The sequence below is a fragment of the Pseudoscardovia radai genome (assembly GCF_002259605.1).
GTDB classification, from domain to species: domain Bacteria; phylum Actinomycetota; class Actinomycetes; order Actinomycetales; family Bifidobacteriaceae; genus Pseudoscardovia; species Pseudoscardovia radai.
In genome coordinates, this window is record NZ_MWWR01000006.1 from 89,129 (window position 1) to 115,629 (window position 26,501).

Here is a 26,501-nt window from a genome sequence, read left to right on the forward strand (position 1 = left end):
TGCAGATACGGGCGGGCGTTCCGAATCGTACATGCAGCTAAACGCGGTTCGCACCGTCACCCGACGCATCGCCGTCACCCCTGCCATCGCGCCTCACGCCATCGCGTCCCTTGCCATCGTGCGTATGGCGGCCGACGGTGCGGCTGGATGACCTCTCGTCGTAGGCCCGCCACCCGCCGGTCGGCGGCGTGGGCACGGAGCCGACGACGTTGATTCCCAGACCGTCGAGCACCGACGACTGCCGCGCCGGCTGCTCCCCCACACTTCCGTGGGATGGACGCGCCGAATGCAGGCCGGCACCATCGGAGGCGGGCATGGCGTCGGCATCCGCCGAACCGCTCGCGACATCGCCCGGCGTCGTGATTCCCGCGATGCCTAGGTCATCTACTCCGCCCGCGTCGCCGGCCCGGCCGCCGCGTATCACATCGTCGAGCAGCGCCTGCCTGAGAATCTCGTCGTCGAGACCCGGGTGTCCGGTGAATACAAAGGAGGCGGCATCGTCGGCCATCGCGGTGAGGGTGGACGCGCTCACGTCATCGCCGTCGCCCTCTTGCGTTCCGGAATGCCGGCCTGCGTACAGGTCCACCGTCTCAGGCATCCGGGGCATGGTCGCCAGATCGAGCGGATCGAGCGCCTCAGGCGTGGCCATGTTCAGCCGCTGCAGCTCGGCGTACGGCCGCACCATGGCAAGGAAGCGCTGCTCGAACTCATCCCGCGGCACGTCAAGATCGTCCAGAACGGACTGATACATGAGGATGTAGGCAACGAAGACGGCGTAATACACCACACGGCGGTCGTGCTCTGACATGGGGTTCTCGGATGTTGAGGCCTCGCCCGCAAAAGACGAGTAGACGCCTCGGATGAACGACATGACGATATAGCGCAGGTTCGGTGTGCCGTCGAAGGCCTCGAGCAGAACGTGGTATTCCTCGTGGTGGTCGTAGATGTAGTCGGTGGCGGCGGAGACGAAATCCTCAAGATGCTCGGCATCGACCGTGACGTGACGCTGGCGCAGGTAGTCGACGAAGACGTAGCTGTGGCGGAAGTAGGAGGCCCGGAGGTCCTCGATGGATGAGAAATATGAGTAGAAGGTGTTGCGCGTCAGATTCGCGCGCTTCGACACATCGGTGACCGTGATCTTGCCGATGGGCTTGACCCTCAGGAGCTGCCCGAATGCTTCGAGCAGGGCCTTGACGGATCTCTCTGCATTACGCCTCATTGCTTCCATAGGCCTATTGTAAAACGATGCGTCCGTGGTGTATGGACAATCCACGGACGCATTACGCAGACATCACAGAGATATCACACAGCCGCCGGACGCACACACGCCCCTCCACACGCCCCTCCACACGCCTCTCCCCGCGTCCCTGATCGTCTCCTCCCCGCAGAACAATCCCCCTTGCGGAACAATCTCCCCCACCTGAACAATGTGATGGGTTGCGGACAAAATACGGCGTTTCAAGGGCTGAATCGTACGGATTCTGTCCGTAAGCCATCACAGTGTTGGGGAAGCGGTGGCACCGGTATGAGAAGGAGGGCCAATGCTGGGGTGTGGCCACACTACAGGTTGCGGGACTTAAGGACTACAGGCGCGGGAGGTACTTCTTCAGCTCGTAGGGCGTCACCTGCAGCTTGTACTCGTCCCACTCCTGGCGCTTGTTGCGCAGGAAGTACTCGAAGACATGCTCGCCGAGCACATCGGCCACGAAATCGGATTTCTCCATCACCTTGAGGGCGGTGTCGAGCGAATCCGGCAGCGGTTCGATGCCCATCGCCTGGCGTTCCGCGTCGGTGAGCTCCCACACGTCGTCGCTCGTCGGGTCGCCGAGCACCATCTGCTTGTCGATGCCGTCGAGGCCCGCCGCAAGAAGCAGCGAGAAGGCGAGGTAGGGGTTCGTGACGGGGTCGAGCGCACGGTACTCCATGCGCGCGGAGTTGCCCTTGCCCGGCTTGTACTGCGGGATGCGCAGGAGCGCGGAGCGGTTGTTGTGGCCCCAGCAGATGTAGCTGGGGGCCTCGGAGCCACCCCACAGGCGCTTGTAGGAGTTGACGTACTGGTCGCACACGGCGGTGATCTCCGCTGCGTGATACAGGATGCCGGCGGCGAACTGGCGCGCCGTCGTCGACATGTTGAACTCCTGCCCCGCCTCGTAGAACGCGTTCTCGTCGCCTTCGAACAGCGACATATGCGTGTGCATGCCGGATCCGGGCTGGCCGGTCATGGGCTTGGGCATGAAGGAGGCGCTGATGCCGCGTTCGAGCGAGATCTCCTTGACCACCGTGCGGAAGGTCATGATGTTGTCGGCCGTCGTCAGGGCGTCGGCGTAGCGCAGGTCGATCTCGTTCTGGCCGGGGCCGCTTTCATGGTGCGAGTACTCCACGGAGATGCCCATCTGCTCGAGCAGGTTCACGGTGGCGCGGCGGAAGTCCATGCCCGGGCTGCGCGGCACGTGGTCGAAGTAGCTGCCCTGGTCGATTGGCGTGGGCGGCACCGAATAGTCCGTCTGCTTCTCGAACAGGTAGAACTCGATCTCGGGATGCGTGTAGAAGGTGAATCCCTTCTCCTTGGCCTTCTCGAGCGTGCGCTTGAGCACGTAGCGCGGATCGCCGAGCGACGGGGAGCCTTCCGGCGTCAGCACGTCGCAGAAGATGCGCGCGGTGCCCTGGGGGCCGCCGCGCCACGGCAGGATCTGGAACGTGGCGGGGTCGGGCTTGGCGATCATGTCGTCCTCGGACACCCTCGTCAGGCCCTCGACGGCGGATCCGTCAAAGCCCAGGCCCTCTTCGAAGGCCGATTCCAGCTCCGCCGGTGCGATGGCCACGGACTTCAGCTGGCCGAGGACATCGGTGAACCACAGTCGGATGAAGCGGACGTCGCGTTCCTCAACGGTTCGCATGACGAACTCTTGCTGTTTATTCATGGCGCCTATCTTCCTCTGCTTATGTTGCGGATACTTTAACACCAGATCACCCGAATCCGCACCTCGGGAGGGCGATACGATGCCGCCGCGTCAGGCGCGGGCCACCTCGAGCGCCTCCTCAAGCGTGAACGCCTTGGCGTACAGCGACTTGCCGAGGATCGCCGCGTCCACGTTCGAGCCGATGGCCGCGATGGCGCGGATATCGTCGAGCGAGGAGATGCCGCCGGAGGCCGTCACCTTCGCGTCGGTGCGCTCGGCAACCTCGCGCAGAAGGTCGCAGTTGGGGCCGCTCATCATGCCGTCGCGGCGCACATCGGTCACCACGTAGCGGCTGCAGCCGGCCTTGTTGAGCATGTCGATGGTCTCGAACAGATCGCCGCCGTCGCGCGTCCATCCGCGTGCGGACAGCGTGTGGCCGCGCACGTCGAGGCCGACGGCCACGCGGTCGCCGTACTTCTTGATGACGGAGGCGGTCCACTCGGGGTTCTCGAGGGCGGCGGTGCCGATGTTGACGCGGGCCGCGCCGGCGTCGAGGGCGGCGCTCAGCGAGGCGTCGTCGCGGATGCCGCCGGACAGTTCGATCTTCACCTTGTCTCCGAGCTCGGCCACGATGGCACCGAGCTGGTCGCGGTTGTCGCCCGTGCCGAAGGCGGCGTCGAGGTCGACGAGGTGGATCCATTCGGCGCCGGCGTCGACCCAGGTCTGGGCGGCCTCGAGCGGGCTGCCATAGTCGGTTTCCGAACCGGATTCGCCCTGGCGCAGGCGCACGGCCTTGCCGTAGCGCACGTCGACGGCGGGAAGAAGTGTGATCATTGCTGTCCTTTCATTGCTTCTGTCAGATGCGCCGGTGTAGCCCCGGTCAGAACGAGTCGACCCAGTTGCGCAGCAGGCGGGCGCCGGCGTCCGCGGATTTCTCCGGATGGAACTGCGTTCCCGTCAGGGACCCTCGCTCGATGGCCGCCACGAAGCGGCTCTGGCCGTAGTCGCACCACGTGATGGAAGTCTGCGTGGCGGAATCGGGGAAATACGAGGCGTGTCGCCCGTCGGCAGACGGGTTCATGACGCCGTAGGAGTGCACGAAGTAGAAACGCTCCCTTTCCACGCCTCTGAGCACGGCAGTGGTCTCGGGCGCCTCGACGGTGTCCCAGCCCATATGCGGCACGACGGGCGCATCCAGACGGTCCACGGTTCCGCCGAACAAGCCCAGGCCTTCGGCGCGAATGCCGCCCTCGAGGCCATCGTCGAAAAGAACCTGCATGCCGACGCACACGCCCAGAACCGGCTTGCCGGCGGCCACGCGGTTGTACACCACCTGGTCTCCCCCGGCGCGGCGCAGTCCTTCGGCGCACGCCTCGAAGGCGCCCACACCGGGAACGACGACGCCGTCTGCCGCCATCGCCGCGTCATAATCCGACGTGAGGCTCACGTCGAGTCCGAGGTTCGCCACGGCGCGAACCATGGAGCGCACATTGCCGAAGCCATAGTCAAAAACGACGATCGAGGTCATGGTCCTCCTTGGGGTTGGTGAAGATGGTGAGTGTGGCGCCCGCGCGGCATGCCGCGGGATGCGGCTGGCGGGCTCCACGCGATGTTGTACCACGCGGTTGTTGCCGGCATCGTCCGCCGGCGTGGCGTCCGCTACCACTCTAGCCTGTCGGCGGGCGCCGCGCGTCGCAGGTGACGTCACAGGTCGACGGGGCCGCCCTCGTTCCACGAGTCGGAGCCGGAATTCCCGTCGCCGTCGGTACCGTTGGCTTTCCCGTTTCCGGCGTCGCCATCGTTAGAATTCCCATCGTGGGAATCGCCATCGTGGGAATTCTTGCGGCGGCGATGCAGGAAGCCGAAGCGGCGCGGACGGCCCTGGCCGGGCAGATGGCGCACCACCTGCTGGAGCACGCCGAAGGAGGCCGCCTTGGTGTAGTCCTGGGAATCCAGGGGCACGATCGAGGGGTCGTTGAGGAGTTCGTCCAGCGACACCTGCCCGACGAGAAGATCCTCCACCCAGGCCGGCGCGTTGGCGAAGACGATGGGCGGCGGGAACGATTCGCCCTGCTGGCCGTTGACCCACTGGTGCGCCTCGATGCGGCCCGCGCGGTTGACCACGAGGATGGCCGACAGACCGGTGACGAGCTTCGTCAGATGCGCGGCGGCGTCCTCGGGATGCGAGCCGTCGAGGTCCTTGAGGATGGCGACGGCGCCGAAGCGGTCGGCGATGCAGTAGTCGTCGACGTCGGCGAGCACGGATAGCGCCGCAAGCACATCCGGATCGCGCAGGCGCGTGATGAGCAGCGCGCTGCTGGCCTTCTCCCCCAGCATCTGCATGAGGGACGATTCGAGGTCCTCGACGTCCTTGAGGTCGCGGTCGAAATCGTCGGAGGCATCGGTCGGGGCGACGTCGGAGGAATCTGCGGTATCGACGGCATCGGCGTCGGAGGCGGACGATTCCGACGTCTCATTACGCTCCAGCGCTGCGTTCATCTCGTTGATCGCCGAATGGTCGGCGTCGGCGAAATCCTGCTCGAATCCGGCGAAGGCGGCGTCGATGTCGGCGTCGCTCAGCTCGTCGTTCCGACCGTCGTTCTGCCCGTCGTTCGGGTCATTGTCCGGACCATCAGGTGCGTCGGACGGCGTGTTGTCGGGAAAATCAGTCATGATGCCCTCTCAGAGCGCACCCTTGGTGCTCGGGATGATGCCCGCGATGCGCGGGTCGATGGCGACGGCGCTGCGCAGCGCGCGGGCCAGCGCCTTGAACTCCGCCTCGGCGATATGGTGCGGGTCGCGGCCGGCAAGCACCTGCATATGCATGCAGATGCCTGCGTGCATGGCGATGGATTCCATCACATGGCGCACCAGCGAGCCGGTGAAATGACCGCCGATCATGCAGAACTCGAAGCCCTCGGGCTCGCCGGTGCACACGCAGTACGGGCGGCCGGAGATGTCGATGACGCAGCGGGCCAGCGCCTCGTCGAGCGGAACGGTGGCGTCCGCGAATCGCGTGATGCCGGCCTTGTCCCCCAGCGCCTGCTTGAGGGCCTCGCCGAACACGATGGCGGTGTCCTCCACGGTGTGGTGCACGTCGATGTCGGTGTCGCCACGGGCGGACACGCTCAGGTCGATGAGCGAATGCTTGCCGAGCGCCGTGAGCATGTGGTTGTAGAACGGGACGGTGGTCTCGATGTCGGTTTTCCCGGTGCCGTCGAGGTCGAGGCTCAGCTCGATGCTCGATTCGCTGGTGGTGCGGGTGATGGTGGCTGTACGGGCCATGGCTCCTCTTTTCTTGGCCGGTAAGGCGGCCGGAATCCATAGTACGAGGTTTCGCAAGCTTCATATGCAATCGGCCGCACGGCCGCGAATGCGGTCTGCGGCCGATGGGCGGGGGCGCGCTAGCGCTGCTCGGCGAGGCGGATCACCTCGAGGAAGGCGGACTTGAACGCCTCCATCTCCTCGTCGGTTCCCATGCACACGCGCAGCCAGCCCTCGGGGCCGACGTCGCGAATGAGCACGCCGCGGTTGAGCAGTTCGTTGAAAATCCACTCACGGTCGTCGAACACGCCGAAGAACACGAAGTTCGAATCGGTGTCGGCCACCTGGATCGGCTGGCCCTTGTACGTCTGCTGGCGGAACCAGTCGACGAGGGCGTCGCGCGTGTCGCGCAGATGGCCGACCTGCGCCAGCTGCTCGTCCGTGTGGTCGAGGGCGGCGAGGGCCACGGCCTGCGTGACCGCGCTCAGGTGATACGGCATGCGCACGATGCGCAGCGAGTCGATGACGCCGGTGTTGGCGGCGATGTAGCCGACGCGGGCGCCGGCGTAGGCGAAGGCCTTCGACATCGTGCGGCTCACCGCGAGGTTCGGGTGGTCGGCGATCAGCGTCGTGGCGCTCGGCTTGCCGGGGCGTCGGAACTCGATATACGCCTCGTCCACCACGAGCAGCGGATGCGTGCCCTCGGGCGCGCCATCCACACCGGCTTTCTCGCAGGCGGCGAGAAGGGCCTCGATCTGCTCCATCGTGGCAGGCGTGCCGGTCGGGTTGTTCGGGCTCGTGATGAGCACGATGGACGGGCGCGTCTCGAGGATGGCCTTCACGGCCGCGTCCACGTCAAGCGTGAAATCGGCGTTGCGCGGCACGGTCGTCCACGCGGTGAAGGTGTCGCGCGCGTATTCGGGGTACATCGAGTACGTCGGGGCGAAGCCGAGGGCCGTGCGGCCGGGGCCGCCGAAGGCCTGGAACACCTGGAGCATGATCTCGTTGGAGCCGTTCGCGGCCCAGATCTGCTCAGGCTCGAGCTCGACCTGGGATTCCTTGCGCAGGTACGCGGCGAGCGCCTTGCGCAGCTCCGCGTGCTCGCGATCCGGGTAGCGGTTGAGGGTCGGCGCCACGGCGCGCACGCGCTCGAGAATCGTGTCGATCACGGCCTCGCTCGGCGCGTACGGGTTCTCGTTGACGTTCAGGCACACCGGCACGTCGAGCTGCGGGGCGCCGTAGGGCTCCTCCCCCGCCAGGTCGTTGCGCAGCGGCAGATTGGAGGGGATGCTCATCGAAGGCCGGCCTCCTGCTCCTGCTCCTCAAGCGTGGCCTTGTCATACGGGTCGCGCACGAAGCGGGTCAGGACGCACTCGCCGTGGCCCGGAAGGTCTTCCTGGACGGCGAAATCGTTGATGCGGGCGGCGAGCTCCTTGAGGCCGTTCTCGTCGTATTCGATGACCTCGACCGGCTTCATGAAGGTGTGCACGCCGAGGCCGGAGGCGTAGCGCGCGGTGCCGCCGGTGGGCAGCACGTGGTTGGAGCCGGACATGTAGTCGCCCAGCGGGACCGGGGAGAACGGGCCGCGGAAGATGGCGCCGGCGTTATGGATGCGGGCGATCGTGGAATCCGGGTCGGCCGTCTGGATCTCGAGGTGCTCGGCGGCGTAGGCGTTGGCCACGTCGATGGACTGATCGAGGCCGTCGGTCATGATGATGCCCGACTGAGAGCCGGAGAGGGACTTCTGGATGCGCTCGGCGTGCTCGGTGCGCGGCACGCGGGCCTGCAGCTCGGCGCGCACGGCGTCGGCGAGTTCCTGCGAGTCGGTGATGAGCACGGAGCCGGCGAGCTCGTCGTGCTCGGCCTGGCCGATGAGGTCGGCGGCCACGAAGCGCGGGTCGGCTGTGGAATCGGCGAGGATGGCGATCTCGGTGGGGCCGGCCTCGGCGTCGATGCCGACGGAGCCCGCCACGAGATGCTTGGCGGTGGCCACGAAGATGTTGCCCGGGCCGGTGATCTTGTCGACCGGCTCGCACAGGATCTCGCCGTCCTGCGGCTCGGAGCCCTTGGCGCCGAACGCGAACATGGCGATGGCCTGGGCGCCGCCCACGGCATACACCTCGTCGACGCCGAGGATGGCGCAGGTGGCGAGGATGGACTGGGCGGGCAGGCCGTCCGGATCGGTTTTGCTCGGCGGGGTGGCGATGGCGAGCGACTCGACGCCCGCGGCCTGCGCCGGAACGGTGTTCATGATGACGGATGACGGATACACGGCCTTGCCGCCGGGCACGTACAGGCCGACGCGCTGCACCGGGATCCACCTTTCGGCGACGCGGGCACCGGGGGCCAGATCGGTGTGGAAGTCCTGCGGGACCTGGGATTCGCTGACCTTGCGGCAGCGGCGCACGGATTCCTCGATGGCCGCGCGCACCTTGGGGTCGAGGTTGTCGAGGGCCTTCTGCATGGCCTCGCGGGGAACGCGGAGGTTCTTCGGACGCACGTGGTCGAACTTCTCGGCGAAGTCGCGAAGGGCGGCGGCGCCGCGGGCCTTCACATCCTCGAGAATCGGCTTGACGAGCTCCGTGGCCTCGCCCACGCCCATCGTGGCGCGCGGCATGGCCTCGAGGAGCTCTGCGCGGGTCAGCTTCTGGCCGCGCAGATCGATGGTCCTGATGGTGATGTCTTCCGGTTTTGTCATACAGCCGAGTATAGGGTCGCAAGCCGACACGCACGCGCCCCGTACGCACTGTGGACATGGTGCATGCACGATGGGCGCGGTGCGGACGGGGCGCTGGGGTTGGGCGGAGTGCGGCCGCGGGTGGGGCCGCCCATGCGGTATCAGAACTTGTTGCTCATGTCGCCGGCGGAATCGTCCGTGGTGAGCTTCCAGCTGCGGCCGTTCTGATACAGGCCGAGGAAGGTGGAGGCGTCGTCGCCGTCTCCGGTCTGGTACAACACGATGGTGATGTCGTCGATGGCGTCGCTGCCCACGCCGGTGAGCGTCCAGGCGGCGATCGGGGCGCCGCCGAAGTCCGTGCGCTGGCCCGGCGCGAGCGCGTAGTCGGCGTGCACGGCGTGCGCGGTGGCCGACTTCGACGATGACGATGTGGAAGAGCTGGAGCTCGAGCTTGACGAGGCGGATGCCGAGGGGCTTGACGATGCTGACGGCGACGCGCTGGCCGAGGCGCTGGAGGACGAGCCGGAGGAACTCGACGACGCGGTCGAGTTTTCCTTGATGTCGATCGAGGTGGCGGTCATCGTCACGGTCGTCGACGGATCGCCCGCGACCGTCCACGTGGTGCGCAGGCCCGCGGGAATCCGCTTGGACGAGACCGCGAGCAGCGAGTTGCCGCTCACGCCGCCGGCGTCCTTGGAGTTCTGGAACGCCGCGCTCATGCTGCTCGTCGCGGCGGACAGCTTGCCGCTGTCGGATTCGAAGGATTGGCGCGACTCGAGCAGCTGGTACGGGGCGGCGCTCGAATCGTAATTATTCAAATCCGTCTGCGCCTGCGACAGCGCCGCGTTCACCGTGGCGATGTACCCCTCGGTGACCGTGGCCTGGGACGACGCGGTCTGGCTGTTGTACGTGGAGATGAGCTGGTTGGCGGCATCGACGTTTGTGCGCAGCGTGTTCATGGCGGTCGTTACGCCGGTCTCCACCTCGCCCGAACCGGCGGCTTTCATGGCCTCGTTGACCTGGTTCTCGAGGTTTACGAGACGGTTCGCGTAGGTCTCCAGCTGGTTGTTCGCGTCGACGTACTGGTTCTGCGTATGCGGCTGGGCCGAGTAATACGTGGGCACATCGTCGAGCAGACGCTGGGACTGGGTGCGCACGTCGCTGAAGTCGTCGACCGTCGAGGAATTCGACGTGTATTGGTGGAGCAGGTCGAGCGCCGCCTGCGAGCTGTTGAGCGTGGCGCTCATGGAGGCGCGCGCCTCGGTGACCTTCTCCACATTGTCGGCGTACAGTTCGGCCTGGTTCGTGGAGCTGCCGCCGCGCCAGTTGCGGAACGCGACCGCGCAGATGGCGACGACGGCTATGACGGTGACGATGATGATGCCGGTGCGCATCACCTTGAACCGGCGCTCGTGGCGCTGCCTGAGCCTGAGAAGCTCCGCATCGTCGAACGCATCGTCATACTCAGTGCCGTAGTCGTTGCTGCTCATAGACCCCTACCCTAGCGCACCGCACGCCCAAAGCCCACCGCGACCGGATTCCCACTTCCTCTAACGATGTGATGGGAAACGGACATAATCGGCGGATTCCAAGGCGAAAACACCGGAATTCTGTCCGCAAGCCATCACATTGTTACGGGGAGGGCCGCACGTATCGGGGATCGTGGAATCCAGAATCCTGGAATCAGGAGATGCAGGAGGGACCGAAAAGGGCCTTGAGCTCGCCGAACATCGAGGCGTTGCGCGACACGCGGAAGCCGTCGCCGCACACGATATCCACCTGCATGGTTCCGGCTTTCGCGACAGAGCCGCCGGCGGCCGCAGCGCCGTCCGCACCCGCGGCGCTGATTCCTGCACCAGCCGCGCCAGCGCCGGTCGGAACGCCGAGGATATGCAGCCGCACGGGCGACATGCCGTGATAGCGCCCGAGGATCTGCCGCAGCTGCGACATGCTGCGCGTGGTGCACTGGCGCATCGACAGCGTCAGGTCGAGCGGCTCGTTGCCCGAGGCGTCCACGTGCACGGCATCGAGGCCGTTGGCGCGCATCTCCACCTCGTCTTCGCGCACGTCGAGGAATCCGCGCACGCGCACCACGTTGTCGGCATGCAGCTCCTCCTGGAACTGCTGGTACGTGTTGCCGAAGAACAGGCAGTGCATGGAACCGTTGAGATCCTCGATCGTGATGATCGCCCACGGCTTGCCCTTCTTCGACACCTTGCGCTGCACGTCGGTGATGAGTCCGGCGAGCGTCACCTGCATCTGGTTGGCGCTCTCCCCCATGCTCCGGCCGATGTCGATGGCCTTGGCGATCGACATGTCGCTCAGCTCGCTGAGCACAGAGGCCATGCCGTTGAGCGGATGGTCCGACACGTACAGGCCGAGCATGTCGCGTTCGAAGGTCAGGCGCGTCTTCTTGTCCCAGTCGGGGATGTCGGGCACGGAGATCTCGGCGTCGTTAAGCAGGTCGTCGCCGCCATCGTCGCCGTCGCTCATGATGGAGAACAGGTCGAAGACGCCCTGGGCCTCCTTGCGCTTGATGGGCACGATCTGGTCGATGGCCGAGTCGCAGATCGTGAACAGCGCACGGCGGTTGGGGTCGATGGAGTCGAAGGCGCCGCCCTTGATCAACGATTCGACGACGCGCTTGTTGAGCACCGTGATGGGCACTCGCTTGACGAAGTCGAGGAAGTTGGCGTATTTGCCGTTCTCGGTGCGCTCGGCCACGATGTCTTCGACGACTTTTTCGCCGACGTTGCGGATGGCGCCCATGCCGAAACGCACGACGTCGCCGACGGCGGAGTACTTGGCCACCGATTCGTTGACGTCGGGCTGAAGCACCTTGATGCCCATGCGGCGCGCCTCCGCCAGGTACAGGGCGGTTTTGTCCTTGTTCGAGGTTTCGTTCTGCAGCAGCGCGGCCATGAACTCCACCGGGTAATGCGTCTTGAGATACGCGGTCCAGTACGAGATGAGGCCGTATGCGGCGGAGTGCGCCTTGTTGAACGCGTAGCCGGCGAAGGGCAGGAACACATCCCACACGGCCTGCGCCGCCTCGCGGCTGTAGCCGTGGTCCATCATGCCCTGGAAGAACGGTCCCTGCTCCTTGGCCAGTACCTCGGGCTTCTTCTTGCCCATGGCACGGCGCAGCACGTCGGCTCGGCCGAGCGAGTAGCCGGCGAGGATTCGCGCGGCGGACTGCACCTGCTCCTGGTACACGATGAGACCATACGTCTCGCCGAGCACGCCTTTGAGCGGCTCGTCCACCTCCGGGTGGATCGGGGTGATCGCCTGCAGGCCGTTCTTTCGTTTGGCGTAGTTGATATGCGAGTTCATATCCATCGGGCCCGGTCGGTACAGGGCGATAAGGGCGGAGATATCGTTGAAGTTATCGGGCCGCAGCTGGCGCAGCAGGCCGCGCATGCCGTCGGAATCGAGCTGGAAGACGCCGAGCGTGTCTCCTCGCGACAGCAGCTGGTAGGTCTCTTTATCATCCAGCGGAATCTGGCCGAGCTCGACGTGCTCGCCGCGGTTGGACTCGATGTTCTCCAGCGTGTCCCTCATCACCGTGAGGTTGGCCAGGCCGAGGAAGTCCATCTTGACAAGGCCGAGGGTTTCGCAGGTGTGGTACTCGAAGGTGGTCGTCACCGTGCCGTCGGTGCGCTGCATCAGCGGCGAGGTGTTCGTGATCGGCTGCGAGGCCATGATCGTGGCGCAGGCGTGCACGCCGGTCTGACGGATCAGGCCCTCGATGCCGCACGCCTCGTCGTAGATGCGCTTGTTGTCGGCCGTGGACTCGACCACGCCGCGGAACTCGGCGGCCTCGTCGTAACGCTTGGCCTGCGGATTGAACGCGTCACGCAGCGTGATGTCCTTGCCGCCTTGGGCCGGCGGAAGCGCCTTGCACAGCTGGTCGCCGACGTTGTAGTCGTACCCCATGATGCGCGCGGAGTCCTTGATGGCCTGCTTCGTCTTGATGGTGCCGTACGTCACGCACTGCGCCACCTTGTCTCGGCCGTATTTCTCCATCACGTATTCGAGCACGCGGGCGCGGCCCTCGGGGTCGAAGTCGACGTCGATATCCGGCAGGCTCACGCGCTCCGGGTTGAGGAAGCGTTCGAAGATCAGGCCGTGCTTCAGCGGGTCGAGCTCGGTGATGCCCATGGCGTACGACACCATGGAGCCTGCCGCGGAGCCACGGCCCGGCCCCACCATGACGCCGTGGGACTTCGCCCAGTTGATGTAGTCCGACACCACGAGGAAGTATCCGCAGAACTGCATCTGGCAGATGACGCCGCATTCGTAGTCCGCCTGGCGCGCCACCTCCTCGGGCACGCCGTCGGGATATCGCACGCGCAGGCCGTCGTCGACCTTCTTGAGGAACAGCGATGTGGCGTCCCACCCCTCGGGGCAGTCGAACTCCGGCATGAACGCGCCGTCCTCGTGGTCGTCGAACATGACGTTGCAGCGCTCGGCGATGCGCAGCGTGTTGTCGCACGCCTCGGGGAACTCCTTGAACAGCTCGCGCATCTCCTGCGCGGTGCGGATGTAGTAGCCGGTGCCGTCGAATTTGAAGCGGTCGGGGTCGTCCTTGTGGGAGCCGGAGTTGATGCACAGCATGTCGTCCTGCGCCACGGCGCCCTCGGGCGTGACGTAGTGCGAATCGTTGGTCACGACGAGCGGCGCGCCGATTTTCTTCGCGATCTCCACGAGTTCGCGACGCACGCGGCGCTCGATCTCGAGGCCGTGGTCCATGAGCTCGACGTAGTAGTTCTCCTTGCCGAAGATGTCCTGGTACTCCCCCGCCGCGCGCAGGGCCTCGTCGAACTGGCCCAGGCGCAGCCTCGTCTGCACGATGCCCGAAGGGCAGCCCGTGGTGGCGATGATGCCCTTGTGGTAGGTGTTGAGCACCTCCTTGTCCATTCGCGGCCACTTGCCGAACAGACCCTCGAGGTTCGCCACCGACGACGCCTTCATGAGGTTGACGAGACCCTCGTCGTTCTCCGCCCACATCGTCATATGCGTGATGGCGCCACCGCCGGAGACATCGTCCGACCGCTGCTCCGCCGTGCCCCAGTGCACGCGCGTCTTGTCCTGACGCGCGGTCTCCGGGGTGACGTAGGCCTCGATGCCGATGATCGGCTTGACGCCGGCGTCGACCGCGGTGCGCCACAGTTCATAGGCACCGTGCATGTTGCCGTGGTCCGTGATGCCCACGGCGGTCTGCCCCAGCTCCGCGACATGCACCACCAGCTCGTTGATGCGCGCGGCACCATCGAGGATGGAGTAATGCGTATGCACGTGAAGGTTCACGAACGAATCATCTGTTGTCTCAGCCATGTCACCCATCGTACTAGTCGAACGTGCGTTCGACAAACAAAATCGGAAAATCGTGGAAAATGCCCGCGTGTCGAGCGTGTCGCGCCATGAGGGCCGCGCCGACCGAATGCCGTGCCAACCGAACGCCAGCCGCGTCGACCGCCGACCGGCGCCATCGTCTACCTCTCGGCCTCCGCCTCGCGCGCGGCCTTGCGCTGGCGCAACACATCAAGCGCATGCCGCAGGTCGGCGGGATACCCGCATTCCACATGCTGCCACACATGCGTGCGCGGGTGCCGGAAGTCAAGCATCGTGGCGTTGAGCCACTGCCGGTCGAGGCCCAGTTCCCGGGAGAGCTTCGGGTTCGCGCCGTACATGGGGTCTCCCACAAGCGGATGCCCGATGGACGAGAAATGCACGCGAATCTGGTGCGTGCGCCCCGTCTCGAGGTTCACGGAGACGAGCGTGGCGTCGCCGAAGCGCTCGATGACGTCCCAGTGCGTCACGGCCGGCTTGCCCGACGGCGTGACGGTGAAGCGGAAGTCGCTGACCTTGTCACGCCCGATCGGCGCCTCGATCGTGGCCTTGTCCTGCCTGAGATTGCCCTGCACCACGGCCGTGTATGTTTTCTTCACCTCGTGGTGGGCGAACTGGCGACGCATCTCCTTGTATGCGAGGTCGGACTTGCACACGAGCATAAGGCCCGACGTGCCCACGTCGAGGCGTGACACGATTCCCTGGCGCCCCGGCGCGCCGAGGTTCGTGATATGCACACCGCGCGCCAGCAGGCTGCCGAGCACGGTGGGGCCGGTCCAGCCGGCGGAGGCATGCGCCGCTACGCCGACCGGCTTGTTCACCACCACCACGTCGTCGTCCTCGTACACGATTTCCATCGTGTCGCACACGGGCTCGGGCGCGTTCTTCTCCTCGCGCAGCTCGATGTCGACCATGTCGCCGACGAGCAGACGCGCGGATTTGTCCATCGTGCGGCCCATGACGCTCACCTCGCCGGACTCGATGAGGTCCGCGGCCTGGGAACGCGACACGCCGAGCATTTTCGCCACGGCCACGTCGAAACGCTTGCCGATGAGGGCGTCGGGGGCAGGAACGTATGTCATCCCCGCTCCTCCTTCACGCCGGATTCGGCCACGCCGGTTTCGGACGTGCCATCTCCGGAGGCGCCGGCGGACGCACCATCGTCACAAGCCGCGGCCTCGGGCTTCCGGACGCCAAACGGCACGTCGAATACCACAAGCAACACGATGGCCACTGCCGCCACCGTCAGCTCGATGTCGGCCACATTGCCCACCGACCAGCCGTAGTCGATGAAATCCACCACGCGGCCGTTGAGGAAGCCGTCGGCGTAGATGACGCGGTCGATGAGGTTGCCGAACGCACCGGCGAAGCAGAACGAAAGCGCCACGGCCCATCGCATCGACGCGGTGCACCACACGAGGTAGCACAGCACCACGCAGGCGGCGATGGCGAGGATGGAGATCACTCCCGTGGCGCCCGACCCCATGCCCAGCGACGCGCCGGGGTTGCGCAGCAGGCGCAGCCCCAGCTGGTTATTCACGAGGCTCACGCGGCGGCCGTTCGACAGATGCGTGAGCGCGAGGTTCTTCGTCGCCTGGTCGAGCGCAATAAGCACCGCGGCGACGAGAAGGAACACGGTGATGCGCCGTCCGCGGCCGGAGGCGGGGTCGGGCGCCTGTGATGCCCGCTCAGGCGCGGAAGGCGCCCCGTCCCCGGAATCGCCGTTGTCAGGTATGCGTTCATCCGTCGGTGTCGTCAACGCCACGCCGCTTTCCTCCGTTCCGTGAAATCGTTCTCTCATACGATTGCCGCAGCCGGAGCTCGCCCCGACCGTGCAAAACTGCCACCCATCCTACCCACCACCCTGCTCAACCGCCTCATGCGAGCGACACGACGAAAGACACGACGGGCGGGCATAGCAAACGGCCGCCGCCGCACTTCAGCAAGCGCGGCCGGCGGCCGTTCGTCATATGCGGGGCAGTCATCATCGCGACAACCGCCACCTGCCGATTTCAATAACCGATCTCAGTTATTGCCGTTCTTGGCCTCGGCGGCCTTCTCGGACGGGGTCTTCTCCTTATCAGCAGGGCCGGCCTCGTAGTTGTCGGAATCCGACACCTGCGCGGTGAGCTGCGTGAGGAAGTCGGTCAGGCGAGAGCGGTACTGGTTCTCGAACTGCTTGAGGCCAGCGATGTTGTTCTCGATGACCTTCGAATCCGAGTACAGCTTCTCCTTGACCTGCTTCGAGTACTCCTCGGCCCCGCGGCGCGTCATGTCGTCGTACTGATCGGCCTCTTTGTGCTTCTTGTCGGAGTATTGGTCGGCGGCCTGCTGGGTCTGCTTGGAGTACTGGTCCGCGGCAGCGTGCGTCTCGGCGGAGTACTGGTCGGCGGCCGCGTGCGTGTCCTTGGAGTACTGGTCGGCGGCTTCATGCGTCTTGGCGGAGTAGGAATCCGCGTCGGCATGCGTCTGGTCGGAGTAGGAATCGGCCTCGCGGCGCACCTGCTGCGAGTAATCCTCGGCCTGCACGCGCACCTTGTTGGAGTAGGCATTGGCCTTGTTCACAAGGTCATCGTGCTTCGACTGGCCGTCGGCCACGAGCTGGGCCGCGGAGGCCTTGCCCTTGTCGACGTACTGGTCGTGCAGCTGCATGGCCAGCTGGAGCATGGCGGTGGCGCGCTCCGGCTCGGTCTCGGCCGACTGCGCGGCGGACTTGATCTTCTCGAGGCTTCCGGTCTCGGCGCTCGGCTCGTTCGCCGCCACCTGCTGGCGCAGCGACTCCTCGCGCTTCTTGGAATCCTCGAGCTCGCGCTGCACCTGCTCGAGCTGCGTGCGGGCGGCGCGCATCTCGCTCTGGAACTGCGTGGACTGCTGCTGGAACTGCGCGGCCTGGGCCTTGGCGGTCTGCACCTGGTTCTGCGACTCCTGCACCTGCTGCTGGAACTGCAGGGCCTGGTTCTTCGCGGACTCCAGCTGCTGGGTCAGCTCGTTGACCTTGGAGCGGGCGCCGTCGCGATCCTTGGTGATCATCGCGATCTGCTTGTTGAGCGCGTCGGTGTCGCCGGTCGCCTGGGCGACGGCGGCGGCCTGCTGCGCGGTCAGCTGGTCGATCTGGGAGTTGAGCGTCTCGACCTGCGAGCGCAGCTGCGAATTCTGGTTCGTCAGCGTCTCGAGCTGCTCGTCCTTGATGGAGGTCTGCTGGCTCTGGTTGGCGGCGTCGTCAAGCTGCTGCTTGGCGGCGTCCAGCTGCTGGCTGGCGGCGTCGAGCTGGGCACGCAGCTGCTCGTTCTGCGCATTGAGCTGGTCGTTCGCGGAGCTGAGCTTGTTGTTGCGATCGGTGAGCTCGTCGAACGCGGACGTGTCGCCGGCCTGCGAACGCGCGGCGTTGAGCTGCTCGCGAAGCTGGTTGTTCTCCGTCTGCATCGTGGCGAGCTTGTCGTTGAGCTTCGCCAGCTCCGGACCGTACGACTGCGTGGCGCCTTCGTGCGCGGCCGCGCTTCCGAGGGCCTCGACGGTCTCGGTCACCTCATCGAGGAAGTCGTCGACTTTCTCGATGTTGTAACCTTCCTTGAACCGCACAATCGGAAAGACATGATTTCGAATGTCGTTCGGTGTCAAAAGAGCCATGCATGCTCCCCTTTGCAAATCCTATTCGTAAGCTACCTTTCCTCCTCGTAGCGGCGTCGTGACGAGCCACGCCACCGCGATTCAAGGAAGCAGCCAGAAGCTTCAATAATCGAATCGTACCCATGCTAGCACAAGGCAAGACCGCAAGCCGCGACGGCGCAAGGCCTCGCGTGTGTCCCGCCCAGACGGGCGCGTTCGGCGCGACGGCGGCGCGTGCCGGAGCAAGCGCGGGCGCGGGAGGTCTCAAACGGAGGCCTCAGATGATGACCTCGATCGCGCCGAGGATCAGCCACAGGATGATGAAGCTTGTGTCGAACTGCACCCGGCCCATGGGAATCGGCGGGAACACTTTGCGCAGCGCGCGCAGCGGCGGCTCGGTCAGCGAATACACGATATCCGCGACCGACGCCACGAAGCCGTGGAACGACCGGCGCGAAAGCAGCTGCACCCAGTCGAGGACGCAACGCACTACGAGCACGGCACTGTACACGCCGATGAGCCACTGTATGAAACGCAGCAGGGTAATAAGCATGTCGGACTCTTCTTTTCACATCGTCTTGTCGACCGCCGTATGCACTGGGCGCGAGAGGCCTCGGCGGCGGTCGAGGCCTCCGTTGTGTTTCAAGACTATTCCATGGTCCACGATTTTCGGCTTCAGCGAACGTGACGATCCCTCCCCCACGCCTCGCTCTTCGCTTTCGTCCCGCGACCGACGCGCCCCGGCGCCCTTCACCGCACACATCCGCTCACACTGAACGGGCCCGCCCCCTCCAAACTCGGCCTAGCCCAGGGTCAAGGGCGTTCACTGCACACATCCGCTCACACTCAAGGCACCCGACCCCCACAACACCCCTCCCAACCACGGGTCAAAGGCCTTCAGTGTGAGCATTCGCTCACACTGAACGGGCCCGACCCCTCCAAACTCGGCCTAGCCCAGGGTCAAGGGCGTTCACTGCACACATCCGCTCACACTGAACGGATGCGGCGTCCTCCGGATGGCGGCGCGCATAGGGATATGAATCGTTATGGACATTGACGGTGAAAAATCCTCACCACGAACGGCCAAAACGACCACCGCACCGCCGCCGACAGGGAAAACCGTGCCCCATGGCGAAAAATCCTCGCCACGAAGGGCGCGAGGGCGCCGGGCAACCGTGCCGGAGGCCACCATCGCCCCATCAACAACCGCGCCGAAACCCAAAAGGCCGGCCCTCTGCCAGGACCGGCCTAAAAATCAAACCTCACGTCGCGCGAAGCCACACGCCGCACGCCGCACTCGCGCCGTCTACCACACGGAGCTACCGCGCGCCGCTCACCGCACGGAACCACCGCCGCGCCACCGCGTCAGTTGAATGACGGAATTGACGACGCGTCGTCGTCCTCGGGGCCGCTGAGCTCGACCTGCGCGGGGCTGAGAATGTACACACGGGAGGTCACGCGCTCGATGGAGCCCTGGAGTCCGTACACCACACCGGACGAGAAATCGATGATGCGGTAGGCCTCGGAATCCGGAGCCTCGCTGAGGTTCAGCACAACCGGAACGCCGCTGCGCAGCGCACGCCCGATCAGCTGCGCCTCGTTGTACGACTTCGGCGAGATAGTCATGATCTGTTTCATCTGGCTCCTGAAAGGTGTGACGGAGGTCGAGCGTGTGGCGCCGGAAACATCGGACGCGGAGGGCATCGGCTGCGGGGCGAGCGCGGCCCCGGAGTCGAATGCCTCGTCGGAAGCGCTCCGGTCGTCGTCCTCGTAGTCGTAGACGTCCTCATCGTCCGCAGGGTCCGCCATGCCAAGATAGGTCATGGCGTTCTTCATGAATCCTGCCATCACAGCTCCTTCGCGTTCTGGCCTCGAAAATCTTCAATCCCTCCCATTATGCCACGCCGTCCCGTCATAGCGGCCGCTGGGAAGGACGGGCGGCGCGCAGAGGAAGGGGAATATACACGATTCGACCGCCGGCCGGTTCGCGCATGCCGGCGCCTGCCCCGCGCATAACGAAGGCCGCGGAATCCCGCGGCCTTCATCCCGCACGACGTCACGCGTCGAACAGCGTCGAACAGCGTCAGACACTCAGCGCATGAAGTCGGGAATCGTCGGCTCGTCGCCGTCGTCGTCATCATCGAAGGTCTCGGTGTACGGCGGCATGGCGTTGAACTGGCCGGACTGCGACGGGTACACGGCGTGCTCCGCGGTGTCATCCGAGGAGACCGGGCGCTGCGCCACGGACGGCGCGGCAACCGGTGCCGCCGCGGCCGGCGCGATGACGGGCTTGGTCTGGATCGGGCGCGAGACCGGGGACGTGGTGTCGATCACGGGCGCGGTCTTGTCCTGGGCGTCCTGGTTCGCCGGGTCGTCCGCCGCGGTGAAGCCGCCGGCCACGATCGTGACGAAGACACCGTCGCCGAAGGAATCGTCGAGCGTGCAGCCCATGGTGATGGCCGCCTCGGGGTGCACGGTCTTGGAGATCATGTCCATGGCCTCGCTGACCTCGGTGAGCAGCAGGTCGGCCGGGCCGGCGATGCTGACGAGCACCGAGTGGGCGCCGGAGATGCCCTGCTCGAGCAGCGGCGACGCGATGGCGAACTCGGCGGCCTGCAGGCACCTCTGGTCGCCCTGCGCGGAGCCGATGCCGAAAAGCGCGGTGCCGGCATCCTTGAGGGTGCTGCACACGTCGGCGAAGTCCACGTTCATGTACGGGTTCGGGTTCGTGATGAGGTCGGTGATGCCGCGCACGCCGGCCACGAGCGTGCTGTCGGCGCGCTTGAACGCATCGATGAACGACGTGCTCGGGTCGAGGTCGAGCAGGCGGTCGTTCGGGATGGTGATCATGGCGTCGACTTCCTTGCGCAGGTTCTCGATGCCGGTTTCCGCGGAGGCGGCGCGGCGCTTGCCCTCGAAGGCGAACGGACGCGTGACGACCGCGATGGTGAGGGCGCCCTGCTGGCGGGCGATGCGCGCCACGATAGGCGACGCGCCGGTGCCGGTGCCGCCGCCTTCGCCGCAGGTCACGAACACCATGTCGGAGCCCTTGAGGGCCTCCTCGATGTCGGACTGGTGGTCCTCGGCCGCCTTGGCGCCCTTCTCCGGGTCGCCGCCGGCACCCAGGCCACGGCTCGTCTCGTCGGACAGCGTGATCTTGACGTCTGCCTCGCTGCGTGCGAGATCCTTGGAATCGGTGTTGATGGCGACGAACTCGACCCCCTTGAGGCCTTCGTCAATCATGCGGTTCACGGCATTGCCACCGCCGCCGCCCACGCCGACGACACGGATGATGGTGCCTGCGGGATCGAATCCAGACTCGGTGTCGGGATTCACATCGTAATCGCTCATGATGCTCCTGTTCATTACGCTTTGCTCAATACTTTAACGCAGACGATGCCATTTCACGACGCGTTCACGACATGTCGTGAAATTTTCCGGCGCGTACCCTCCGATGCGCACTCCGATGCACCCTCCGGCGCGTCCTGTGCGACGTACACCGTCGACGCGCGCCGCCGCCGATCGTCAGTACACGTCGTCGAGCGGATCGGACTCGAAAAGGTCCCGCCGCTGCTCGGGGCTCAGGTCGCGCGACTCGAGCCACCCGTACGGCAGATGCACCTTCTTCGCGTACCTCACGCGCCCGCGCGGCTTGTCGGCGATCGCCTCCGGGAACGGTATGTCGGGGTCGAGCGAATCCACGGTGCGGCGCACGTCGTCCAGCGTCTCGCATTCCATGAACGCCTTGCGCGTCGACCCTCCCACCGGGAAGCCCTTGAGATACCACGCGGCGTGTTTGCGCAGGTCGTGCACGGCCATGCGCTCGTCGCCATCGTAGAACTCCACCAGCAGACCCGCGTGGCGCAGGATGACCTGCCCCACCTGCCCCAGCGTGGGATTGACGCGCTCGGGCGAGCCGGCGAAGGCGTTCTTGATGTCGGCGAACAGCCACGGGCGGCCCTGGCAGCCGCGTCCGATGGCGACGCCGGCGCATCCGGTGGTGCGCGCCATCTCCAGCGCGTCCTCGGCGGTCCAGATGTCGCCGTTGCCGAATACGGGGATGTCCAGCGCCTGCACGAGCTCGGAAATGCGGTTCCAGTCGGAATGCCCGCCGTAGTACTCGGCCGTGGTGCGCGCATGGAGCGTCACCATCGCGCAGCCCTCGTCCTCGGCTATGCGCCCGGCGTCGAGGAAGGTGGTGTGGGAGTCGTCGATGCCCACGCGGATCTTGGCGGTGACGGGGATGCCGGCGGGGCGGCACACGCGGATCACGTGGCGCAGGATCTCGCGGAACAGGTCGAGCTTCCACGGCAGCGCGGAGCCGCCGCCCCGCCTCGTGACCTTGGGCACAGGGCAGCCGAAGTTGAGGTCGATGTGGTCGGCCATATGGTTGTCCACCACGATGCGCGCGGCCTGCTCGAGGATATGCGGGTCCACGCCGTACAGCTGCAGCGAGCGGAACGATTCGCTCGGCGCGAAGCGGCACAGGCGCAGCGCCTTGGGGTTGCGCGCCGTCAGCGCGCGGGCCGTGATCATCTCGGCCACGTACAGGCCGTCCGGTCCGTAGCCTTCGCACAGCACGCGGAACGGCCAGTTCGTCACTCCCGCCATGGGCGAGAGCATCACCGGCGTGGTGACGCGGTGTGACCCGAGCATGAAGGCGCCCGGCAGCCCCTTCGGGGCGGTTTCGGTCATATGGTTCTGTCTCCTCGTTCCTCGTCGCGACGATACACCCGCACGATACACCCGCACATAAAGGCGGCGCACCGACCGAAGCCGGCGCGCCGCCAACGCGTCACCGGCTGCATCGTCGATGCATATCGTCGATGCAGCCGAACGCCTGCCAGATGCGTCTCAGGCGTTCTCGCCGCCGGCCTCCTCGACCTTCACCGGCGCGGACTCGTCCTCGCCGGCCTCGGCGGTGTAGTCCACGGCGCCGTCGGCACCGCGCACGCCCGTGATCTCGGCCGGGCCGCCGGGGATGCGCACGCGCTTGTCGGACACGCGGTCCGCCACGTACTGCTCCACGTTGGCAAGCGCCACGCGCTCCTGCTTCATCGTGTCGCGCTCGCGGATGGTCACGGCGTTGTCATCGACCGTGTCGAAGTCCACGGTGATGCACAGCGGGGTGCCGATCTCGTCCTCGCGGCGGTAGCGGCGACCGATGGCGCCGGCCTCGTCGTAGTCGATCATCCAGCCGTTCTGGCGCAGGTCGGCCTCGAGGTTATGGGCGATGTTCTGCAGCTCGGGCTTCTTCGACAGCGGCAGCACGGCGGCCTTGACCGGGGCCAGGCGCGGGTCGAGGCGCAGCACCGTGCGCTTGTCCACACCGCCCTTGGCGTTCGGGGCCTCGTCCACGTCGTAGGCGTCCACGAGGAAGGCCATGAGGGAGCGGGTCAGGCCGGCCGCGGGCTCGATGACGTACGGCGTGTAGCGCTCGCCGGAGGCCTGGTCGAAGTAGCTCAGGTCCTCGCCCGAATGCTTGGAATGGGCCGACAGATCATAATCCGTGCGGTTCGCGATGCCCTCGAGCTCGCCCCAGTCGGAGCCCTTGAAGCCGAACTTGTACTCGATGTCGACGGTGCGCTTGGAGTAATGCGCGAGCTTGGCCTTCGGATGCTCGTAATGGCGCAGGTTCGCCGGGTTGATGCCCAGGTCGGTGTACCAGCGGGTGCGCGTGTCGATCCAGTACTGGTGCCATTCCTCGTCGGTGCCGGGCTTGACGAAGAACTCCATCTCCATCTGCTCGAACTCACGCGTGCGGAAGATGAAGTTGCCGGGCGTGATCTCGTTGCGGAACGACTTGCCCATGTTCGCGATGCCGAACGGCGGCTTGGAACGCGAGGCGGTGAGCACGTTCTTGAAGTCCACGAAGATGCCCTGCGCGGTCTCGGGGCGCAGGTAGTGCAGGGAGTTCTCGTCCATGACCGGGCCCAGGTGGGTCTGGAGCATCATGTTGAAGTCGCGCGGCTCGGTCCAGTTGCCGACAGTGCCGCAGTCGGGGCACGGGATGTCCTTGTCGGACTCCGGCGCGTGGCCGTGCTTGTGCTCGTAGGCCTCCTGGAGAGTGTCCTCACGATGGCGCTTGTGGCAGTTGAGGCATTCGATCAGCGGATCGTTGAAAACGGCCACGTGGCCCGAGGCGATCCACACGTCGGTCGGCAGGATGACGGACGTGTCCACGCCCACCACGTCGCCGCGGGTCAGGACCATCGAGCGCCACCACTGGTGCTTGATGTTGTCCTTGAGGGCCACGCCGAGCGGACCGTAGTCCCACGCCGAGCGCGTGCCGCCGTAGATCTCGCCCGCGGGGAACACAAAGCCACGGCGCTTGGCCAGGGAAACGACTTCATCGAGTTTGGAAACTGCCACTGTGCACCTTCTGGTTGGTAGGTTGTGTGTGCGTTCGCACCGGCCGGGCCGCGAGCGCCCGCCCTCCCCCGCCTGTGGGCGCTGCCGAGGCGGCGCCGGCGGCATCGGGGTCGCGCGACGAGCCGATGGACTGCGTTCAGTCTAATGTCTACACCTGACACGGGGCACGCGTCGGGGGCATTGTGGCGTATGCGGCGCAATCAGAACGTCACATCCACCCTGTCGCCGCTGAGGGTGAACTCGGTGTTCGTGAACACCACGTTCGTATAGCCGTTCGTCACCGTGTCCCAGCGCCCCTCGTCGGCCGCCATGTCATGACTCGGGTCCCAGCGGCGCTCGAAGGTGAGCGTCACCTCGGCGCTGCTGGTGGAGAACACGCCGCTGGTGAACGGCTGGTCGGTCATGTCGCCGGTGGCGTAGTTGCTGCGCGAGTACTGCAGCTGCACCTGCCCGGTGGAGACGGTGGGCGTGCGCGTGATGCTGAAGGCGATGTTGCGGTAGTCGTAATCCTGGGTGTCCCAGTTGTAGTCGTTGTAGTTGATGGGGCACGTGGAATCCTTGGGCTTGCTCTGGTTCGCGGCCTTGACGCAGGCGTCGAGCTTGGACTGCGCCTGGCTCTGCAGCTCCACGGCGAGGTCGGTGGCGTTGGCAAGCGACTCCTTGAGCTGCAGCGCCTTGGATTCGCCGGTGGCGCCCTGTGCGTCGCGGCTTCCTTCCACGATGGTGGTTTCGGTGGAGCCGCTGATGTACTTGGAGCCCGTGTCGCTGATGGTAACCGAGTAGTTGGCCGGATACGCGGCGAGCACGTAGGCGGTGTAACCGTCGACCTTCTGCAGGTTCTGCGACTGCGCCGCCTGGTAGATGTTCCTGTCGGAGACGGCGACGCCGTTGACCTCGATCTGCGCGCCGTTGGGCACGTAGACGGTGACGGTGTTGAGCAGCGACTTGCTGATCTTCCACGTCGTGGTCAGCGACACGCGCCCGGCGGGCACCACGGAGAGGGTGTCGCGGATGTGGTCGCCGGCGAAATCGTAGGAGACGGGGATGGAATAGCCGCCGTTGGAGCTGGACTGTGCCTGCCCCACCTGCACGTTCGTGATGCGGCTCTGCGACTGCGACGCCACCGCGTCGGCGAGCAGCACGCGCTGGTCCTGCGGCAGGTCGGGGTCGCCTTGGTCCGCGGCCTTGGCGTAGGAGCCGGCGGCGAGCGAGTTCATATAGTCCTGCACGACGTTGCCCGGGTCGTTGCGCTGCTGGAAGACGGTCCATGCCAGGTAGCCGCCGGTTCCCAACACGATGAGAAGGGCCGCGATCACGGCGAGGATGACGCCACGATGCGACCTGCGGGGCCGGGCGGCCGCGGCGGCCGGTGTCGGCGCGATGGGTACGGGGGCCGGGGCTGGCGCGGGGGTCGGGGCGACAGGCGCGGGGGTCGGCGCGGGCTGTGGCATGGGCGGCGCGACGGGGCCGGGCTGCGGCGTCATCGGGGCATACGATGCTCCCTGCCCCGCGCCGTACAGGGAGGCAGGCGCGGCATTGGCAGGGGCGCCGGGAACGGACGGGGCGCCGTTGGCAGGCGACACGCCGTACGGGGCGGCATACGGGGCGCCGTTCTGGGCATACGGAGCGACCGGCGCAGGCGTTGCCGCACCGTTTCCGGACATGGAGGCGACACGCCTGTTTTCCGCGGCGCGTCGCGCCACGTCGCCCGGAAGCTCGACGTCGTATCCGGCGTTGTATGCGGCGAGGAACTGCTCCTTGGCCGCGCCGGACGTCTGCGCCAGTCGGCTCAGGTCCTGGCTGATGAATTCCTGCGACGCAATAACCGGCCTCGTCCCCTGCGACACGCCGGGCTGTGGGGCGACGGGAGCGGCCACCGGGGCGGCCATGGAGGGAGGCACCGCGGCACCCCCGGTCATTTGCGGCACGAAACCGGCCTGCTGCTGGGCGAAGGCCTGCTGCGGCGCGGGCTGCGGAGCAACAGGCTGCGGAACGACGAACTGCGATGGAACGGGTTGCGCGGCGACGGGCTGCGGAGCGATGCCTTGAACCGGAGCGGCATAGGACGCCCCGTATGGCGCCGCATCGGCGACGGGAACGGCGCCCTGAATCTGCATCGGAGCGGACTGCATCGGAGCGGACTGCACGGGAGCAGACTGCACGGAGGCGCCAATCACGGTGGGACTATCGTCCGACACGCCGGGACACGCCTCATACGGGGCGCCGTCCGCGGAGGCGCCCATGGCCGCCCCGTTCACCGTCTCGTCGTACTGTCCGGCGTCGTTCATCCGGTTCCCCTTCCTTGCACTCCCGGCCGGGGGCCGCATTCC

The 26,501-nt window shown here is 66.1% G+C and carries 19 protein-coding genes; all 19 read right to left on the reverse strand.

All coding sequences use genetic code 11. From position 1 onward, the window contains the following. Nucleotides 1-37: 37 nt before the first annotated feature. The 19 genes from PSRA_RS04435 to PSRA_RS09485 all read right to left on the reverse strand — a co-directional run bounded on the left by PSRA_RS04435 (nt 38) and on the right by PSRA_RS09485 (nt 26,459). Complete coding sequence (locus PSRA_RS04435; RefSeq protein ID WP_158216317.1) at nt 38-1,219, reverse strand: TetR/AcrR family transcriptional regulator; 1,182 nt, start codon at nt 1,217-1,219, stop codon at nt 38-40. A gap of 364 nt (nt 1,220-1,583) precedes the next feature. Next, nucleotides 1,584-2,921: a type I glutamate--ammonia ligase gene (gene glnA / locus PSRA_RS04440; RefSeq protein ID WP_094660691.1), complete on the reverse strand. Its 1,338-nt coding sequence runs from the start codon at nt 2,919-2,921 to the stop codon at nt 1,584-1,586. 90 nt (nt 2,922-3,011) lie between these two features. Beyond that, nucleotides 3,012-3,734 (reverse strand): bifunctional 1-(5-phosphoribosyl)-5-((5-phosphoribosylamino)methylideneamino)imidazole-4-carboxamide isomerase/phosphoribosylanthranilate isomerase PriA, encoded by a 723-nt coding sequence (gene priA / locus PSRA_RS04445; RefSeq protein ID WP_094660692.1) that lies wholly within the window; start codon nt 3,732-3,734, stop codon nt 3,012-3,014. Between the two features lie 46 nt (nt 3,735-3,780). Next, entirely contained in the window at nt 3,781-4,428 is a 648-nt protein-coding gene (gene hisH / locus PSRA_RS04450; protein WP_094660693.1) for an imidazole glycerol phosphate synthase subunit HisH, read from the reverse strand. Nucleotides 4,429-4,604: 176 nt separating this feature from the next. Continuing rightward, a complete protein-coding gene (locus PSRA_RS04455; RefSeq protein WP_094660694.1) occupies nt 4,605-5,573 on the reverse strand; it encodes a hypothetical protein in 969 nt (322 codons plus the stop codon). A 9-nt stretch (nt 5,574-5,582) separates the two neighbouring features. Next, the gene (gene hisB, locus PSRA_RS04460) at nt 5,583-6,185 is read right to left on the reverse strand and encodes an imidazoleglycerol-phosphate dehydratase HisB (RefSeq protein WP_094660695.1); all 603 of its coding nucleotides are present in this window, start codon (nt 6,183-6,185) and stop codon (nt 5,583-5,585) included. A gap of 119 nt (nt 6,186-6,304) precedes the next feature. After that, nucleotides 6,305-7,459 (reverse strand): histidinol-phosphate transaminase, encoded by a 1,155-nt coding sequence (locus PSRA_RS04465; RefSeq protein ID WP_094660696.1) that lies wholly within the window; start codon nt 7,457-7,459, stop codon nt 6,305-6,307. Continuing rightward, complete coding sequence (hisD, locus tag PSRA_RS04470) at nt 7,456-8,862, reverse strand: histidinol dehydrogenase (protein WP_094660697.1); 1,407 nt, start codon at nt 8,860-8,862, stop codon at nt 7,456-7,458. Before hisD ends, PSRA_RS04465 begins: the two co-directional genes overlap by 4 nt. 140 nt (nt 8,863-9,002) lie before the next feature. Continuing rightward, nucleotides 9,003-10,331 carry a hypothetical protein gene (locus PSRA_RS04475; RefSeq protein ID WP_094660698.1) on the reverse strand — a complete coding sequence of 443 codons (1,329 nt, stop codon included), beginning with the start codon at nt 10,329-10,331 and terminating at the stop codon, nt 9,003-9,005. A gap of 193 nt (nt 10,332-10,524) precedes the next feature. Then, on the reverse strand, nt 10,525-14,178 hold the full coding sequence (gene dnaE, locus PSRA_RS04480; protein WP_094660764.1) for a DNA polymerase III subunit alpha: 3,654 nt from the start codon (nt 14,176-14,178) through the stop codon (nt 10,525-10,527). A gap of 158 nt (nt 14,179-14,336) precedes the next feature. After that, entirely contained in the window at nt 14,337-15,275 is a 939-nt protein-coding gene (locus PSRA_RS04485) for an RluA family pseudouridine synthase (protein ID WP_094660699.1), read from the reverse strand. Next, the gene (locus tag PSRA_RS04490; protein ID WP_245834900.1) at nt 15,272-15,835 is read right to left on the reverse strand and encodes a signal peptidase II; all 564 of its coding nucleotides are present in this window, start codon (nt 15,833-15,835) and stop codon (nt 15,272-15,274) included. Before PSRA_RS04490 ends, PSRA_RS04485 begins: the two co-directional genes overlap by 4 nt. A gap of 383 nt (nt 15,836-16,218) precedes the next feature. Continuing rightward, nucleotides 16,219-17,820, reverse strand: coding sequence for a DivIVA domain-containing protein (locus tag PSRA_RS04495; protein WP_094660701.1), 1,602 nt, complete (start codon nt 17,818-17,820; stop codon nt 16,219-16,221). A gap of 256 nt (nt 17,821-18,076) precedes the next feature. Continuing rightward, a complete protein-coding gene (locus PSRA_RS04500; protein ID WP_094660702.1) occupies nt 18,077-18,352 on the reverse strand; it encodes a YggT family protein in 276 nt (91 codons plus the stop codon). 812 nt (nt 18,353-19,164) lie between these two features. After that, the gene (locus tag PSRA_RS04505; RefSeq protein WP_094660703.1) at nt 19,165-19,647 is read right to left on the reverse strand and encodes a cell division protein SepF; all 483 of its coding nucleotides are present in this window, start codon (nt 19,645-19,647) and stop codon (nt 19,165-19,167) included. Between the two features lie 243 nt (nt 19,648-19,890). Continuing rightward, nucleotides 19,891-21,150 carry a cell division protein FtsZ gene (gene ftsZ, locus PSRA_RS04510; protein ID WP_094660704.1) on the reverse strand — a complete coding sequence of 420 codons (1,260 nt, stop codon included), beginning with the start codon at nt 21,148-21,150 and terminating at the stop codon, nt 19,891-19,893. A gap of 174 nt (nt 21,151-21,324) precedes the next feature. After that, a complete protein-coding gene (gene dusB, locus PSRA_RS04515) occupies nt 21,325-22,494 on the reverse strand; it encodes a tRNA dihydrouridine synthase DusB (RefSeq protein ID WP_094660705.1) in 1,170 nt (389 codons plus the stop codon). 159 nt (nt 22,495-22,653) lie between these two features. Further along, nucleotides 22,654-24,171, reverse strand: a complete 1,518-nt coding sequence (locus PSRA_RS04520) for a glycine--tRNA ligase (RefSeq protein WP_094660706.1) — start codon at nt 24,169-24,171, stop codon at nt 22,654-22,656. A gap of 200 nt (nt 24,172-24,371) precedes the next feature. Continuing rightward, on the reverse strand, nt 24,372-26,459 hold the full coding sequence (locus PSRA_RS09485; protein WP_094660707.1) for a hypothetical protein: 2,088 nt from the start codon (nt 26,457-26,459) through the stop codon (nt 24,372-24,374). Nucleotides 26,460-26,501: the final 42 nt, after the last annotated feature.